The organism is Dermacoccus sp. UBA1591 (genome assembly GCF_002322065.1).
Classification (GTDB): Bacteria; Actinomycetota; Actinomycetes; order Actinomycetales; family Dermatophilaceae; genus Dermacoccus; species Dermacoccus nishinomiyaensis.
This window is the reverse complement of the sequence record NZ_DCNR01000117.1, coordinates 1-16579: the sequence shown is the minus strand read 5'-3', so window position 1 is coordinate 16579 and position 16579 is coordinate 1. Positions and strand designations below refer to the sequence as shown.

The 16579-nt window shown below is 69.6% G+C and carries 14 protein-coding genes; all 14 read left to right on the top strand.

Annotation, left to right across the window (positions count from 1 at the left end; all coding sequences use genetic code 11):
• Positions 1 to 612, top strand: a 612-nt coding sequence (locus B2284_RS13555; protein ID WP_286697639.1) for a hypothetical protein, incomplete at its 5' end; no start/stop codon positions are given.
• On the top strand, positions 605 to 2794 hold the full coding sequence (locus tag B2284_RS13550) for an ATP-dependent DNA helicase RecG (RefSeq protein WP_083607185.1): 2190 nt from the start codon (positions 605 to 607) through the stop codon (positions 2792 to 2794). The genes B2284_RS13555 and B2284_RS13550, both read left to right, overlap by 8 nt.
• Positions 2794 to 3465 carry a 16S rRNA (guanine(966)-N(2))-methyltransferase RsmD gene (gene rsmD / locus B2284_RS13545; protein WP_074045549.1) on the top strand — a complete coding sequence of 224 codons (672 nt, stop codon included), beginning with the start codon at positions 2794 to 2796 and terminating at the stop codon, positions 3463 to 3465. The genes B2284_RS13550 and rsmD overlap by 1 nt, the downstream gene beginning before the upstream one ends.
• The gene (gene coaD / locus B2284_RS13540) at positions 3462 to 3947 is read left to right on the top strand and encodes a pantetheine-phosphate adenylyltransferase (RefSeq protein WP_006943276.1); all 486 of its coding nucleotides are present in this window, start codon (positions 3462 to 3464) and stop codon (positions 3945 to 3947) included. The genes rsmD and coaD overlap by 4 nt, the downstream gene beginning before the upstream one ends.
• A 129-nt stretch (positions 3948 to 4076) precedes the next feature.
• Entirely contained in the window at positions 4077 to 4658 is a 582-nt protein-coding gene (locus tag B2284_RS13535) for a YceD family protein (protein ID WP_074045550.1), read from the top strand.
• 1 nt (position 4659) lies between these two features.
• Positions 4660 to 4854, top strand: a complete 195-nt coding sequence (gene rpmF / locus B2284_RS13530; RefSeq protein ID WP_006943268.1) for a 50S ribosomal protein L32 — start codon at positions 4660 to 4662, stop codon at positions 4852 to 4854.
• 53 nt (positions 4855 to 4907) lie between these two features.
• Positions 4908 to 5690: a ribonuclease III gene (gene rnc, locus B2284_RS13525; RefSeq protein ID WP_235006183.1), complete on the top strand. Its 783-nt coding sequence runs from the start codon at positions 4908 to 4910 to the stop codon at positions 5688 to 5690.
• Positions 5683 to 6729 (top strand): Fpg/Nei family DNA glycosylase, encoded by a 1047-nt coding sequence (locus tag B2284_RS13520; protein WP_170957146.1) that lies wholly within the window; start codon positions 5683 to 5685, stop codon positions 6727 to 6729. Before rnc ends, B2284_RS13520 begins: the two co-directional genes overlap by 8 nt.
• Positions 6730 to 8117: 1388 nt before the next feature.
• Positions 8118 to 8918 carry a type I methionyl aminopeptidase gene (gene map / locus B2284_RS13515; RefSeq protein ID WP_074045554.1) on the top strand — a complete coding sequence of 267 codons (801 nt, stop codon included), beginning with the start codon at positions 8118 to 8120 and terminating at the stop codon, positions 8916 to 8918.
• Positions 8919 to 8928: 10 nt separating this feature from the next.
• Positions 8929 to 12600, top strand: a complete 3672-nt coding sequence (smc, locus tag B2284_RS13510) for a chromosome segregation protein SMC (RefSeq protein WP_074045555.1) — start codon at positions 8929 to 8931, stop codon at positions 12598 to 12600.
• A 156-nt stretch (positions 12601 to 12756) separates the two neighbouring features.
• On the top strand, positions 12757 to 12963 hold the full coding sequence (locus B2284_RS13505) for a hypothetical protein (RefSeq protein ID WP_074045556.1): 207 nt from the start codon (positions 12757 to 12759) through the stop codon (positions 12961 to 12963).
• A gap of 68 nt (positions 12964 to 13031) precedes the next feature.
• Positions 13032 to 14300 carry a signal recognition particle-docking protein FtsY gene (gene ftsY / locus B2284_RS13500; protein WP_136788074.1) on the top strand — a complete coding sequence of 423 codons (1269 nt, stop codon included), beginning with the start codon at positions 13032 to 13034 and terminating at the stop codon, positions 14298 to 14300.
• A gap of 203 nt (positions 14301 to 14503) precedes the next feature.
• Positions 14504 to 15925: an ammonium transporter gene (locus B2284_RS13495; RefSeq protein WP_074041203.1), complete on the top strand. Its 1422-nt coding sequence runs from the start codon at positions 14504 to 14506 to the stop codon at positions 15923 to 15925.
• A complete protein-coding gene (locus tag B2284_RS13490) occupies positions 15922 to 16260 on the top strand; it encodes a P-II family nitrogen regulator (protein WP_006943278.1) in 339 nt (112 codons plus the stop codon). The genes B2284_RS13495 and B2284_RS13490 overlap by 4 nt, the downstream gene beginning before the upstream one ends.
• Positions 16261 to 16579: the final 319 nt, after the last annotated feature.

Genomic DNA, 16579 nt, shown 5'->3' with positions numbered 1-16579 from the left:
GAACGGCTGCATCGCGTCCACCTGCACACGGACGAGCCCTTGACGGCCGTTTCCGTCATGCGTGAGCGCGCGACGATCAGCGCCGTCACGATGACGCATTTCGACGGCCCGCTGCCGGGGTGTGAACCCCTGCTCGTCGCCGCGCGCGACGAGGCGGTGCGCGCCTACGCGCTCGCCCTCGGTGCGCAGACGCGCGATTCGCGGGAGCCGGGAGCGCCGTGGGGCCACGCAGCCGGTGACGTTCTCGCGGACGTCGACGCCGGTGACGGCGCGCGCTCGAGCAACCTCCTCGCGCTGCTCGAACGACTCGACGATGCAGCCTCGCCGTTCGGTGACTGGGAGGGCGAGCAAGCGGCCGTCCGGGAGGACGACGACCCCGGTGACGACGTCGAATTCCTGCGGGCCGACTCGTGGCGGGCCGCGCGCGACCTGGCCCGTCTGCATCTCCCCGGCGCCGAGGCGGTGCTCGTGTGCCTCGCGCCCGGCGCCGACGAAAGTGCCGCGCAGAAGTTCCTGTCGCTCGCTCGCACGCGCGTCGGTGACGGCGGCAGCATCGACGTCATGCGTCTCGATGCCGGTTCGCTCGTCCTCATGGAGGTGACCCATGGGTGAGGTGACGCTCGAGTCGCCACTGCTCGCCGTCCTCGGATCCGGCGCGAAGAAGCTCGCGAAGGCGCGTGACCTCGTGACGGTGCGCGACCTGCTCGACTACTTCCCGCGCCGCTACATCGACGCGCACGCCGGCAGCACGTTCGGTGAGTTCGAACTCGGCGAGCACGTCGTGCTCACCGCCCGCGTCGAGACGATGACGCAACGACGCATGCAGACGCGCAAGGGTTCGATGGCGAACGCCGTCATCGTCGACGACGAGGGCCGCCGCGCCGCCGTCACGTTCTTCAGTGCGCAGCCTCACTACAGCGTCCTGCGCCCGGGCAAACGCGCGCTGTTCAGCGGCCAGCTCGGCCTGTTCAACAAGCAGCTTCAGCTGTCGCACCCGCAGTACACGCTGATGGACGACGCCGACATGAGCGTGTATCCGGGCAGCGTTGTGCCGGTCTACAAGCAGGTCGAGAAGATCACCAACCTCAACCTCACCCTGTCGATCAGCACCGTCCTCGACGCGCTCGGCGAGATCCCCGACCCCCTCGACGAGCCGCTGCGCGCGCGTCACGGTCTCGTCACGACGACCCGCGCCTACCGCGGCCTGCATCTGCCGGCGAGCATGGCCGACGTCCAGGCGGGGCGTGAGCGGCTGCGGTTCGACGAGGCGTTCACCACCCAGATCGTGCTGGCCCAGCGGCGCCACGAGGCGCGCTCCGAGCCGTCGACACCGCGCGTTGCGAAGCCCGGCGGTCTGCTCGAACGCTTCGATGCGACGTTGCCGTTCGAGCTCACCGAGGGCCAGCGCGAGGTGGGGGAGCAGATCGCGCGCGACCTGGCCGAGCCTGTCGCGATGCACCGCTTGCTGCAGGGTGAGGTCGGTTCGGGCAAGACGCTCGTCGCGTTGCGCGCCATGCTCGCCGTCGTCGACTCGGGCGCGCAGGCCGCACTGCTCGCGCCGACGGAGGTGCTCGCTGCCCAGCACGCCGCCTCGATGCGCGCGATGCTCGGCCCGCTCGCCGAACGCGGACGCCTCGGCGGCGCGGACGACGGCACCCGCGTCACGCTGCTCACCGGCTCGATGTCGGCCTCGGCGCGCACGCAGGCGCTGCTCGACATCGTCTCGGGCGAGGCGGGCATCGTCATCGGCACGCACGCGCTGCTGCAGAAGCATGTCGAGTTCGCCGACCTGGGTCTCGTCGTCGTCGACGAGCAGCACCGCTTCGGCGTCGAGCAGCGCGCGGCGCTCAGCTCGAAGGCGCACCGCCCGCCGCACGTGCTGGTCATGACGGCCACGCCGATCCCGCGCACCGTCGCGATGACGGCGTTCGGCGACCTCGACGTCTCGACGCTTCGTCAGCTGCCACGTGGGCGTGCGCCGATCGTCTCGCACGTCGTGCCGACGCACGTCGCGTCGTGGATGAACCGGGTGTGGGAGCGCATCGCGGAGGAGTGCGCCGCCGGGCGTCAGGTCTACGTCGTCGCCGGACGCATCGGTGACGGCAGCGAGCCGGTCGCGCCGGGCCTCGTCGACGGGCCCGACGCTCATGGCGCCGGGGAGGGCGATGCCGCGGCGCGCCCCATCGGCGTCGTCGACCTCATCGACGAGATGCGCCGCCTGCCTGCGCTCGCTGGTCTGCGGATCGGTCTCATGCACGGCCGGCTGCCCGCCGAGGAGAAAGACGACGTCATGCGCCGTTTCGGCGCCGGCGAGGTCGACGTGCTCGTCGCGACGACCGTCATCGAGGTGGGCGTCGACGTGCCGAACGCGTCGATGATCGTCATCGTCGACGCGGACCGGTTCGGCCTGTCGCAGCTGCACCAGCTGCGCGGACGCGTCGGGCGAGGCGAGCACGGCGGGCTGTGCCTGCTCGTGACACGCAACGAGAACCCCGACACGCTCGAGCGTCTGCGGCGCGTCGCGGAGACCAACGACGGATTCGCCATCGCCGATCTGGATCTAGACTTGAGACGGGAAGGAGACGTGCTCGGCGCCGCGCAGAGCGGACGGCGATCGTCTCTCGACTGGTTGGAGCTGACGAAGGCGTCCGATCTCGCCGTCATCGAGGCCGCGCGCACCGAGGCCGCCGCCATCGTCGAAGCGGATCCGTCTCTGACCGAGCATCCCCTGCTGGCGCAGGCCGCGCATGCCCGCGTGGACGCGTCGCAGGCCGAATTTCTGGAAAGAAGCTGATGACGCGCATCATTGCCGGCTCCGCCGGTGGCCGCAGGCTCGACACGCCCCCCGGAGCGGGCACCCGCCCGACGTCCGACCGCGTCCGTGAGGCGCTGTTCTCCCGGCTGGAGCATCTCGGTGCGATGCTCGGCGCGGACGTGCTCGACCTGTACGCGGGCTCCGGCGCGCTCGGGCTGGAGGCGTTCAGCCGCGGCGCCGCGTCCGCGACGTTCGTCGAGGTCGACCGCCGCGTCGCGACCGTCATCCGCACGAACGTGCGCAACCTCGGGTTCTCGCCGGTGCGTGTCGTGACGCAGGCCGTCGAGAAGTTTCTCGAGGGCCCACCGAGCGTCAAGGCCGGGCTCGTGCTCATGGACCCGCCGTACAGCGTGAGCGAGGAGCAGCTGCGGCAGGCCATCGACCTGCTCGTCGAGCGGGAGTGGCTCGCCGAGCGCGCTCTCGTCGTCGTCGAACGCTCGTCGCGTTCGCCGCAGCCGACGTGGCACCCGCGCCTGGAGGCCTGGGAGCCGCGCGTCTACGGGGAGACGACGATGTGGTTCGCCGAGCTCGCCCAGGACGACGCGCCCGAGCCCGACGACGTCGAGGCCGTCGTCGCGACGCTCGATCAGGTCGTGCCCGAGATCGTCGTCACCGGTACGCCCGAGGACATCGCGAAGGTCACATCATGACGACGTGCGTCTGCCCCGGCTCGTTCGACCCGCTGACGCTGGGGCACCTCGACGTCATCGAGCGGTGCGCGGCGCTGTTCGACGACGTCGTCGTCACGGTGCTGCACAACCCCGACAAGCAGGGGACATTCAGCGCCGACGAGCGCGTCGACCTCATCGAACGCTCGGTCGCGCATCTCGACAACGTCCGTGCCGCGGCCTACGCCAACACGCTGCTCGTCGACGTGTGCCGTGAGCTGGGCGCACCGCTCGTCGTCAAGGGGCTCCGCGGGGAGACCGACTTCAGCTACGAGACCCCGATGGCGACGATGAACCGCGCGCTATCGGGTCTCGAGACGGTGTTCATCCCCGGAAACCCGGGCATGGATCACTTGTCTAGCTCGCTCATCAAGCAGGTCGCGGGCCTCGGCGGCGACGTCACGGGCATGGTTCCGGAGCCCGTCATCGGCCCGCTGCTCGAGCGTGTCGGCGCGTCGCGTTGACCTGCGCAGGCCCGCACATTCTGGGATTTGGGAGAGTGCGCGCCCGCGGCGTAGACTTGCACGTCGGCCTACGCCATCGCTATGGCCGAAAGATGTTCGAAGTTCTCGACCGACGAAGAGTGCAAGGTAATGACCCAGGCTGATTCCCGCCGCCCGCTGGTGCTCGACACCAGGGAGCTCGGTCGTCGACCCGGAAACTCGCTGCGCCTCCACCGCGACGTCGAGGCTCCGGCAGATTTCGGTACCGACGTCATCGGCATCGAGGAGGGTCAGCCCGTCGGGCTCGACCTGCGTCTCGAATCGGTGATGGAAGGAGTCCTCATCACCGGTGAGGTCGAGGCGACGGCAACCGGCGCGTGCGTGCGGTGCCTGGAGGGCGTGACCTACCCGGTCCAAGTCCACTTTCAGGAGCTGTTCGTCTACGCCGATCGTGCTGCGCACCACCGTGAGGTGGCAGGCGGCGATGATGAGGACGAACTGCACGAGCTCGATGGCGACGACGCCGACCTCGAGCCCGTGCTGCGGGACGCTGTGGTGCCCACCCTGCCGTTCCAACCGGTGTGTCACGAGGACTGCCTCGGGTTGTGCTCCGAATGCGGTGCACGACTCGACGACGACCCCGATCACCATCACGAAGCTATCGACCCCCGCTGGTCGGCCCTGGTCAACCTGACCGAGGCTGGATCGGCAGAAGACGAGAAGAGGAACTGACGTGGCTGTCCCGAAGCGGAAGATGTCCCGCGCCAACACCCGCTCGCGCCGAGCCAACTGGAAGGCGACGCCCGTCGCCGTGCAGGCGTGCCCCGCGTGTGGTGCCAACAAGCAGTCGCACATGGCGTGCCCGGCGTGCGGTACGTACAACGGCCGCCACTACGGTGCAGCGGAGCGCACCGAGCACCAGGCCTGATCGGCCGATCGCAGACCGTGGGCAAGAAGTCTTCGAAGCGGTCAGCTGCTGACGTGTCGCAGCGGCCCGTCGGCGACCTCGTCCGGATCCTCTCTGAGGTTTCGGGTGTGGACGTCGACGAGTCGCTGCTTCGTCGTGCCCTGACCCACCGTTCGTTCGCGTACGAGAACGGCGGCATTCCGCACAACGAGCGCCAGGAGTTCCTCGGCGACGCCGTGCTGGGCCTCGTCGTTACCGAGACGCTGTACACGGATCAGCCCGACGCGCCGGAGGGGCACCTCGCGAAGCAGCGGGCGGCGGTCGTCAACTCGAGGGCCCTCGCTGAGGTCGCGCGCGGTCTCGAGCTGGGGGAGTACCTGCTGCTCGGGCGTGGCGAGCTCGCCACGGGTGGGCGCGACAAGGATTCGATCCTCGCCGACACGACGGAGGCCGTCATCGGCACGGTGTTCCTCTCGGGCGGCATCGAGGCGGGGCGTCGCATCGTCCACCACCTCATCGATCCGTTGATGAACCGATCGTCGACGATGGGGGCCGCGCTCGACTGGAAGACGTCGCTGCAGGAGGCCACCGCTGCGGCCGGTCTCGGTGCGCCGACGTACGTCGTCGAGGGTGAAGGGCCGGATCACGACAAGGTCTTCACCGCGACCGTCGTAGTCGACGGGCGCACCCTTGGTGCCGGCACGGGGCGCAACAAGAAGTCGGCCGAGATGATCGCCGCCGAGAACGCCTGGGTGAGCCTGCGCGACGAAGCGGCGAAGAACGCCGGTTCGGCCGGCGGTGACGTCGTACGCGACGAGGCGGACGCGGTCGCCGTCACGGACGGTGCGCATGCCTGAGCTTCCCGAGGTGGAAGTCGTACGACGAGGCCTGGACGACCACGTGGTCGGCCGGGCCTTCGTCACGTCCCGGGTGACGGGCTCGCGCGTCGTACGCCGTCACCTGCCGGGGCCGCAGCATCTGGCCGACGCATTGCTCGGACGACGGGTAGCGTCGGCCCAACGGCGCGGCAAGTACCTGTGGATGACGTTCGAAGACGCCGCGCCTGGTTCTGATGGCTCGGCGGACGCGACGGTGCCGCTGGACCGGCGCGAGGGTGCGGTGGCCGACGACGCCCTCGTCATCCACCTCGGCATGAGTGGACAGGTGCTCGTCGAGAGCGCCGACTCGCCGCTGGAGAAGCATGCGCATGCGGTGTTCGACCTGTCGGCGCCTGTGAAGCTCTCGCCGCCCAGGAAGTCGGGGGAGCGCGCTGGCTCGGGTGAGGCGGTGGATGCGCCGGGGGTGACTGACGCATCGGAGAGGCCGCGCTCGGAACCATCGGCCCAGCAGATGCGCTTCGTCGACCAACGGACGTTCGGCGGGTTGTTCCTCGACGACCTGACGGTGGCGCACGGGCGCGAGGTGCCCGCGTCGATCGCGCACATCGCGCCTGACCCGCTCGAGGAGGCGTTCGACGCGGGCGCCGCCGCGCGGCTCATGCGCAGCAAGGATGTCGCGATCAAGCGGATGCTGCTCGATCAGGGCATCGTCAGCGGTATCGGCAACATCTACGCCGACGAGGCGCTGTGGCGCGCGCAGGTGCACGGTCGACGCCCGGGGCGCATGCTGACGAAGACGCAGCTCATCGGCGTGCTCACGGCGGCGCAGGACGTCATGCGTTCTGCGCTCGATCATGGCGGCACCAGCTTCGACGCCCTCTACGTTAACGTCAACGGTGCGAGCGGCTACTTCGATCGCTCTCTCGACGCCTACGGCCAGCAGGGCAAGCCGTGCCGCCGCTGCGGCACGCTGATCGTCAGGGAGCAGTTCATGAACCGCTCGTCGCACTTCTGCCCGACGTGCCAGAAGCCGCCCCGGACGATGAACCGTTCCTGAACAACGGGTCGATCACCGCACGCGCTCCGATGCCGGCGACCTCCGCGATGCGCGCGAAGTCCGACTCGCTCGCCGCGACCCCCATCCAGCGGCGTCCCAGTTCTGCGGGCTTTCCTCGGTCACGATCAACCATCGTGTGACTGCGGGGTCGTTGCGGAAGCCAGCGATGATGTCGTCGTCCCACGCGACGGGATCGCGCAGGACGACGTCGCCGACATGACGCGGCCACGGATGCTTTGAGGACATGGACGAAGCACGAGTTCGTGCCCGCGGGTGACAACCGAATTCCGCGCCGGATGGCGCATCTGCATCAAAGTGAACCGATGACACAAATATGCGCATACGCGAAGAGATGTGTCATGGAGATGACGCTGGCCGACGTGGCGCGCCGTCAAGGATGCGCGATCCGAACCGCGCAGGCTGCTGTCGTCGATGGGTCCCTTTCTGCGCATCGCCGCGTCGAACGTGCCCTCGTCGTCGATGATCTCGCAGCGCAAGCTTGGCAGCGCTCTGCCGCGCGGGGGCGCACGTGGAACGAGGCGGGCCGAAATGCGGCGCTCGACCTTCTCACGTCGGGCGCTACCGCTGAGCTCCGCGGATCCGAGAGGTCACGATTGACGGCTCGGCTCCGCCGGATGACGGCGCGTCAGATCGCCCATGCGAGTGGGGGACTCGGATCGTGGGCGAGGTATCGGTCCGATGTCCCCCCTGGACATCGACCCGATCGGCCCGAGTCGTGCTGACCTGCATCAGCTCGGTGTCGTCGGAAAGCGGAGCTGGCTGCGCTTCGGTCGCGTCGTCGATCTCGATGAATTCGAGTACGCCTCAGATGTGCGCGTAGACGTGAACGAGAAAGTCGGGGTGGTCGAACGACCCGTGCGCGATGATCGCATCGCGCGCACACTCATCGACACGTATCTGCTCGGGGACGCTCGCGTGAGCGCCGCCGCCGGCCGCGCGATCGAGGAGCGTGCTCGTGCTCTGCGACCCCTTCGACACGCTCGAAGCCGTGGCTGGTGGTGGAGATCAGGGTTTCTTCGTGCGGCGAAGCCGCGCGAGCCGTTCAGAGCATCGGCTTCGATCTCCAGGAGCCCCTCGACGTTCGCGCACCTGTCCATCGGTTCGTTCGTGCTGACGGTGCGGTGATCGACCTCATGGTTGCCGACCGTGAGAGTCGCCCACCGGTCCACCGGGGGAGGCGAGTGGTGGACGTTCCGGTTTCAGCTCCGGCCATGAAACGAACCACTGATCACACCCTCCCCACCGGCACGCGGGTTCGTCTGCAGTCGTCATCCTGGTCGTCGCGACAGGCCGTCGCGACACGATCTACCGCTGACGCTTCGCGAGGCTCGACGGTGTCTGGGCGCGGGCTGCACTACCGTAGTCGGGTGATCGAACTGCGTACGCCCCGAGAGATCGACGAGATGAAGCCCGCCGGGGCGTTCGTCGCATCCGTCCTGACCGCCCTGCGCGAGGCCGCCGACGTCGGCGTCAACCTGCTCGAACTCGACGCTCTGGCGCACCGCATGATCACCGACGCCGGTGCGGAGTCGTGCTACATCGACTACCACCCGAGCTTCGGCGCGAGCGCGTTCGGCAAGGTGCTGTGCACGAGCGTCAACGACGCCGTCCTGCACGGCCTGCCGCACGACTACGCCCTCAAGGACGGCGACCTGCTCAGCGTCGACTTCGCCGCATCACTCGACCGCTGGGTGAGCGATTCGGCGATCTCCTTCGTCGTCGGCACGCCGCGCGAGGCCGACCTGCGCCTCATCGACACGACTGAGCGAGCCCTCGCCGCAGGGATTGTTGCCGCGCAGCCCGGCAACAAGCTCGGCGACATCTCGGCCGCCATCGCCGACGTCTGCGCAGGCGCCGGATACCGCGTCAACACGCAGTTCGGCGGCCACGGCGTCGGCCGCACGATGCACGGCGAACCGCACGTGCCCAACGACGGTCGTGCAGGCCGCGGCCTCAAGCTCAAGCCTGGCCTCGTCATCGCGATCGAGCCCTGGCTCATGGCGGGCACCGACCAGATCATCCAGGACCGGGACGGGTGGACGCTGCGCAGCGTCGACGGTTCCCGTGGCGCGCACTCCGAGCACACCGTCGCGATCACCGCCGAGGGCCCGCTCGTCCTCACGGCGCGCGACACGGCCGCCGCCGGCGCGCCGCAGCCGACGGCCTGAACCGCGCGCCGTGTACGTCAAGTCGCTGACCCTCAAGGGGTTCAAGTCGTTCGCGTCGGCGACGAACCTCGTCCTCGAACCGGGCATCACCTGCATCGTCGGTCCGAACGGTTCCGGCAAGAGCAACGTCGTCGACGCGCTCGCCTGGGTCATGGGCGAGGGCAGTGCCCGCAGCCTGCGCGGCGGCAAGATGGACGACGTCATCTTCGCCGGCACCTCCGGGCGCCAGCCGCTCGGGCGCGCCGAAGTGACGATGACGATCGACAACTCCGACGGCGCACTGCCGATCGACTACACCGAGGTGACGATCAGCCGCACCATGTTCCGCGGCGGCGGCTCCGAATACGCGATCAACCGCACGCCGTGCCGACTGCTCGACATCCAGGAGCTGCTGAGCGACTCCGGCATCGGCAAGGAGATGCACGTCATCGTCGGCCAGGGCCAGCTCGACGCGGTGCTGCGCGCGACGCCCGAGGAACGTCGCGGGTTCATCGAAGAAGCGGCCGGCGTGCTCAAGCACCGCCGTCGCAAGGAGAAGGCGCTGCGCAAGCTCGACGGCATGGAGGCCAACCTCACGCGCGTCGCCGACCTGACGGCCGAGGTTCGCCGCCAACTCGGGCCGCTGGGGCGCCAGGCCGAGACGGCGCGTCGGGCGCAAGCCATCCAGATGACGGTGCGTGACGCACGGCTGCGGCTGCTCGCCGACGACCTCGTCCAGCAGCGCGCGCGGCTCGAGGCCGACGTCGCGGACGAACAGGCGATGGTGCGGCGTCGCGCCGAACTCGACGACGCGGTGCGCGCCGCGAAGGCCGGCGTCGAGGAGATCGAGGCCGAGATGGCAGCCCGCGCTCCGGTGCTCGAACGGCTGCAGTCGCAGTGGTACGCGCTGTCGTCACTGGAGGAGAAACTCGATTCGACGCGCCGGCTCGCCGCGGAACGAGCCACCTCGCTGACGGCGGCGCAGGACGAGACGCCCGGTTCGGGCCGGGATCCCGAGCAGCTGCGGCGTCAGGCCGAGCGGGTCCGGGGGGAAGAGCTGGAGCTGCAGGCCAAGGTCGAGCGAGCCCAGGAGGCGCTCGACGCCGCCGTCGAGGTGCGCGAGAAGACTGAACGTGAACATCAGGTCGAGCAGCAGCGACTCGTGCGGATCGCGCGGGCAGCCGCAGATCGACGCGAGGGTCTGGCCAAGCTTCACGGTCAGGTCGAGGTTCGGCGTTCACGCGTGGAAGCAGGCGAGGCCGAACTCGCGCGGTTGCGCGCCAGCATCGGGGAGTCCGCGACGCGAGTGGCCGAGGCCCAGGAGGAGCTGGCGCCTCTCGAGGAGGCGCTGAGCGACGCGGAAGCCGCCGAAGCGGCGCTCAATGATGCCGCGGAGAAGCTGAGGGCGGATCACGCTGCCCTGCTCGAACGTCGTCGCGTGCTGCGCGACGAGCGCAATACTTCAGCCCAACGCCGCAGCGCCTCAGCCGCACGCGCGCAGGCGCTCGATGAGACGCTCGGTTCCGACACGGCGGGGCTCGAGAACCTCCCCGCCGAAGCGTCGGGCGTGCTCGGCGACGTCGTCAGCCGCCTCGAGGTGGAGCCAGGTCACGAAGCCGGCGTCTCGCTCGCTCTGGGGTGGGCTGCCGAGGCCCTGCTCGTCGACTCCCACACCGACGCCGCAGCTCTGTTGGCCGCCCTGCGAGCGCAGGACGGCGGCCGCGTCGCTCTCCTCGTCGCGGGAGACGCGCCGCACGACGTCACGACCCACGACTGGCCGACCCTTCCCGAGGGTGGCGTCTGGGTGCGCGACGTCGCGAGCGTACCGGCGACGATGCAGAGCGCGTTCGACGTCCTCGTCGACCGACTCGCGATCGTTCCCGACGCCGACAGCGCGCTCAGGCTCGTCCACGCCGGTGCGCGGGCCGTCACCCTCGACGGGGACGTCTACGAACCCACCGCGGTGCGTGGCGGGGGCCGCCCTGGGCGCTCCCGCCTCGAGGTGCGCGCGGCGCATGAGCAGGCCGTCCGGGACGCGGAGATCGCAGCCGACGCCGAGCAGAACGCGGAAAACGCCCTGGAAGCCCTGACGCAGCCACTCGCGGCCGCGCAGGACGCGGCGGACGATGCTGCGGCGGCGCTCGCCGAGAACGACGCGCGCATCGAGGAACTCATGGCGGCGCTCGCGCGTCACCATCAGGCGATCGCCGCGGCCTCCCGCGAGCGTGACCGCATCAACGACTCGATCGAGCAGGCGAGCGTCGCGCTCGATGCGAACCGTGAAGAGCTCATGGAACTCGAGATGCGTCTCGACGAGGCGCAGGCCGAACCGGGTGAGAGCGAACCGTCCGTCGCCGAACGAGACCGTCTGGCGACGCTCGCCGCGACGGCGCGCGAGCAGGAGACCGAGCAACGTCTGACGCTTCGCACGCTTCAGGAAAGAGTCCGCGCGATCGCTGGGCGCGCTGAATCCCTCGAGGCCGCCGCACGCTCGGAGGTCGCCGCGCGCGAACGGGCGCAGGCGCGCCGCGTCCGACGTCGGGAGGCCACAGCCCTGGCGCAGGCCGTCGAACGGACCGCCGAACTGGCACGCGAGCAGGTGCGTCGCGCGCGCGATGAGGTGACCCGGGCGCGTGACGCCGAGCAGGCAAGCAAGGCGACTCGGGACGAGGCGTTGCGCACCGCCCGCGTCCGCCTGCAGGAATGCAGCGACCAACTGCGCGAGGTCACCGACTCCGTCCACCGCGACGAGATGGCGCGCGCTCAGCAGCGGCTGCGCATCGAGGCGCTGGAGACGAGGGCGGTCGAGGAACTCGGCATCGACCCTGACGTCCTCGTCGAAGAATTCGGGCCGCATCTGCCGGTGCCGCTGTTCGAGGCCGGCGCCGGTATGACGGCCGGCGAGAAAGCCGACACCCAGGCATCGTCGGGACGCGCTCCGTCAGGGCAGGGGAGCGAGGGCGACGACGCAGACGGCGGCCCCCCGAGCGGTACTGAGCCCGTCGCGAGCCGCCCGTTCGAGCGGGCCCTGGAGGAGAAGCGGCTACGCACGGCCGAACGCGACCTCAAGCAGCTCGGCAAGGTCAATCCGCTGGCCCTCGAGGAGTACGCGGCCCTGGAGGAACGGCACACGTTCCTCAGCGAGCAGCTCGCCGACCTGCGCGGCTCGAAGAAGGACCTGCTGTCCATCGTCAGCGAGGTCGACGCGCGCGTCGAGCAGGTCTTCACCGAGGCGTTCCACGACGTGGCGCGCGAGTTCGAAGGTGTCTTCTCCCGCCTGTTCCCCGGCGGTGAAGGGCGGCTCGTTCTGACCGACCCCGAGAACATGCTGACGACGGGCCTCGATGTCGAAGCGCGCCCGCCGGGCAAACGCATCAGGCGGTTGTCGCTGCTGTCCGGCGGCGAGCGTTCCCTTGTCGCCGTTGCGCTGCTCGTGTCGATCTTCAAGGCGCGCCCGAGCCCGTTCTACATCATGGACGAGGTCGAGGCGGCCCTCGACGACGCGAACCTCGGTCGCCTCATCACGCTGTTCGAGGAGCTTCGTGACTCGAGCCAGCTCATCGTCATCACGCACCAGAAGCGGACGATGGAGGTCGCCGACGCCCTCTACGGCGTGACGATGCGCGGTGACGGCGTGACGACGGTGGTCTCACAGCGTCTCGCCGACGTGCGGGTCGCACCCGAGCCGGCCGAGGCGTCCTGACGGCGCCGCTGGCCGTTGTGCGACGCGAGGGCCGCCTGAGGCGCGTCGACTGGCGCCGTCAGGACGGTTCGGCGACAATCGTGGCGGAGCAGGCCTCATGCGCTCGCTCCCACCCGACGTGCCATCCGCGCGTCACACCCACCCCTCGGAGGATTCGTGTTCTGGATCGTGCTCGGTATGACGCTGACCGTCGTTCTGGCGGCGTTCGTCGTCGGCATCGTCGCGCTGCCGGCGCGACGGGCGGGCCGTCCGGTGCTCACCACGCGTGGCGAGAAGCTCTTTCGTGTCGGGCACGCGCCAGCCGCCCCGCGCGCCGCGACGGCCAAGGACGGCGAGCGCGGCGGTCGGATCCGCCGCTCCTGATCCCCAGCTGACGCGTGCCGTCGCCGCCTCGTTGGGCGGTTGTCGGTGCCGTTTGCAATGATGGCGGCGTGGATCAGCTCTGGGAAATTCTTGGTGTCGTCGCCGTAGCGCTCGTCGCCGCCGTCATGGGCCTCGTGGCCTTCGTCCGCAGCCGTTCGCGCAAGGCTCCGAAGGTTCCGGCGCGCGAGGAATCCGTCGAGATTCCGCGCACGCCACCGAAGAAGACGCAGTACACGCCGAGTTCGGGTGTGCGCATCGACACGTCGAAGTCGGCGGCGCCCACCCCGGCGAAGCACGCGCAGACCGACGTCGTCGACGCACCGCGCGACGAAGCGCCCGCTCCCGAGGTCGTCGAGCCCGCTGACGTCGTCGACGAGACGCCCGCGCCCGAACCGGCTGCGCTCGAGCGCCCCGAGTCGGCCCGTGGGCGCATGGTGCGCCTGCGTGAGCGACTGTCGCGCTCGAACACTGCGCTCGGCAAGGGCCTGCTCGCCATGCTGTCCGGCGGCAGCCTCGACGACGAGGCGTGGGAGGACGTCGAGGACACGTTGCTGCAGGCCGACCTGGGTGTCGAGGCGACGACGCAGATCGTCGACAACCTCAAACGCCGCATCGCCGTGCACGGTGCCACGGACGAGGAAACCGTCTCCGGCTGGTTGCACGAGGAGCTGCTCGCGCAGGTCGGCCCCGACATGGATCGCCGCATCGCGGCGAGCCGTGTGGGCGATCGACCCGCTGTCGTCCTCGTCGTCGGCGTCAACGGCACGGGCAAGACGACGACCGTCGGCAAGCTCGCGCGCGTTCTCGTCGCCGAGGACAAGGACGTCATCCTCGGCGCGGCCGACACGTTCCGTGCCGCCGCAGCCGACCAGCTCGAGACGTGGGGCGCCCGCGTCGGCGTGCCCACCGTTCGCTCCGAGAAGGAGGGCGCCGACCCGGCCGCCGTCGCGTTCGACGCTGTCAAGGCCGGTCAGGAGAACGAGTGCGACGTCGTGCTGCTCGACACCGCGGGGCGCCTGCACAACAAGGTCGGTCTCATGGACGAGCTCGCCAAGATGAAGCGCGTCATCGAGAAGCGCAGCCCCATCGACGAGGTGCTGCTCGTCCTCGACGCGACGACCGGCCAGAACGGCATGCGTCAGGCCGAGGTGTTCGGCCAGGCGGTCGACGTCACGGGTGTCGTACTGACGAAGCTCGACGGCACCGCCAAGGGCGGCATCGTCGTCAACGTCCAGCGTGAGCTCGGCGTGCCCGTCAAGCTCGTCGGGCTCGGCGAGGGCCCCGACGACCTCGCGCCGTTCGACCCGGAGGCCTACGTCAACGCCGTGCTCGACTGAGCAGGCCGGGCTCGAGCCCCGCAGCGCCCACCCGCCGTCACGGCCGGTGGGCGCTCGTGCGTCCACGCTTCGACACGAAACGTCTCACATGGCGTGCATACCCTCAGGATGTGACCGCGATTTCACGTCAGCGCCGCATCCGAAACATAGGCGAAACATCGCGAGCCGCATGCTGAAACGTGGCGAGGGCAGGATCACTGAGCATGAACGCACACCTTCTGGCGGCAGAGGCCGCCCCGAAACTCGACTATGCGGCCACCGCATTCGTCCTCGTGTGCGCATCGCTCGTGCTCATGATGACGCCCGCGCTGGCGTTGTTCTACGGCGGGATGACGCGCTCCAAGTCGGTGCTCAACATGATGATGATGTCGTTCGGCGCCCTCGGCGTCGTCGGCATCATCTATGTGCTCTACGGCTACTCGATGTCGTTCGGCACCCACGACATCGCCGGGCTGATCGCGAACCCGGGTGACAAGTTCGGTCTGCACAACGTCGCCGACGTGTTCAACTCGTTCGGGTACGAGGGCTACGGAAACATCCCCGAGCTCGCGTTCGTGGGCTTCCAGCTCACCTTCGCGGGCCTGACGGTCGCGCTCATCTCCGGCGCCATCGCCGACCGTGTGAAGTTCTCGACGTGGCTCGTCTTCTCCGCGATCTGGGCGACGATCGTGTACTTCCCGATCGCGCACATGGTGTGGGGCGGCGGGTTCCTCGGCGGCACCGACCAGGGCGTCGCCGCGACGATGTTCGGTTCGACCGACGGCAAGGCCACGTTCGCACCGATCGACTTCGCGGGCGGCACCGTCGTGCACATCAACGCGGGCATGGCGGGCCTCGTCCTCGCTCTCATCGTCGGGCGCCGCGCCGGTTTCGGCCGCGTGCCCATGCGCCCCCACAACGTGCCGCTGACCATGCTCGGCGCCGGTCTGCTCTGGTTCGGCTGGTTCGGGTTCAACGCGGGTTCCGAGCTCGCCGCAGACGGTTCGGCGGCCCTCGTGTGGGTCAACACGGCCGCCGCGACGTGTGCGGCGATGATCGGTTGGCTCGCGGTCGAGAAGATCAAGGACGGTGAGGCGACGTCGATCGGTGCCGCCTCCGGCGTCGTAGCCGGTCTCGTCGCGATCACCCCCGCCTGTGGTGCGCTCAGCCCCGTCGGCTCGCTCATTCTCGGCGCGGTCGCCGGCATCCTCAGCGCCCTGGCCGTCAGCCTGAAGTTCAAGTTCAACCTGGACGACTCGCTCGACGTCGTCGGCGTCCACCTCGTCTCCGGCCTGTGGGGCACGATCGGCGCCGGCCTGCTGTCGACGACGAACGGCCTGCTTTACGGCAAGGGCTACGAGCAGACGGTCGTGCAGATCGTCATCGCGCTCGGTTGCGTCGCGTTCACGGGCGTGCTCACCGCCGTCATCGGTCTCGCCCTCAAGGCGACGATGGGCTGGCGCATCGACCACGACGACGAGCTCGCGGGCATCGACTCCGCCGAGCACGCCGAATCCGCCTACGATTTCGGTGGGTTCGCCTCCGGTACCCGCGTCGGCCACGGCCTACTGCCGTCCGGCCACGGCCCCCTCGGTGGCAGCACCACCGGCGCAGAACACAACGACCCGCGAGGAGTGCAGGCATGAAACTCGTCACCGCCATCATCAAGCCGTTCAAGCTCGACGACGTCAAGGAAGCCCTCGAGGCCTTTGGCATCGCCGGGATGACGGTGAGCGAGGTCAGCGGCTACGGCCGCCAGCGCGGCCACAGCGAGGTTTACCGCGGCGCCGAGTACAGCGTCGACTTCGTGCCGAAGCTGCGCATCGAGGTCGTCATCGACGACGCCGACGCGCCCGCCGTCGTCGACGCCGTCGTGCGTGCCGCTCAGACGGGACGCATCGGTGACGGCAAGGTGTGGACCGTTCCCGTCGACGACATCGTGCGCGTGCGCACCGGCGAGACCGGCGCTGCCGCGGTCTGAGCGCCCCTGGGACGTGAGCCTCGACGACGTGAGCCTCGCCGACGTGGCGTACGAGTCCTCGTGGCCCGAGTGCCGACGGTGACGGTCGGCCGCCCCGGTTCGGTCGAGACCCTGACGAACGCCGTCGCTACGCGAGGATCGCCGGCCCGGCGTTCGTCGGCGTCCGTCCCGCTTCGTGAGGCGCACCGCGCCGCGCGCCACGCCGTCGTAGTCGCCGTAGACGCACAACCCCAGCCATCGACGGCGCAGAACCCCCGCCCAGCCCTCCCAGAGAGGACGATGCAGCCATGAGCGCCGTCTCCGCCCACTACGCCGCACG

Coding starts and splice junctions, on each gene's coding strand:
- B2284_RS13550 (WP_083607185.1), top strand. CDS start 605: ATGGGTGAGGTGACGCTCGAGTCGCCACTGCTCGCCGTCCTCGGATCC.
- rsmD (WP_074045549.1), top strand. CDS start 2,794: ATGACGCGCATCATTGCCGGCTCCGCCGGTGGCCGCAGGCTCGACACG.
- coaD (WP_006943276.1), top strand. CDS start 3,462: ATGACGACGTGCGTCTGCCCCGGCTCGTTCGACCCGCTGACGCTGGGG.
- B2284_RS13535 (WP_074045550.1), top strand. CDS start 4,077: ATGACCCAGGCTGATTCCCGCCGCCCGCTGGTGCTCGACACCAGGGAG.
- B2284_RS13520 (WP_170957146.1), top strand. CDS start 5,683: ATGCCTGAGCTTCCCGAGGTGGAAGTCGTACGACGAGGCCTGGACGAC.
- B2284_RS13495 (WP_074041203.1), top strand. CDS start 14,504: ATGAACGCACACCTTCTGGCGGCAGAGGCCGCCCCGAAACTCGACTAT.
- B2284_RS13490 (WP_006943278.1), top strand. CDS start 15,922: ATGAAACTCGTCACCGCCATCATCAAGCCGTTCAAGCTCGACGACGTC.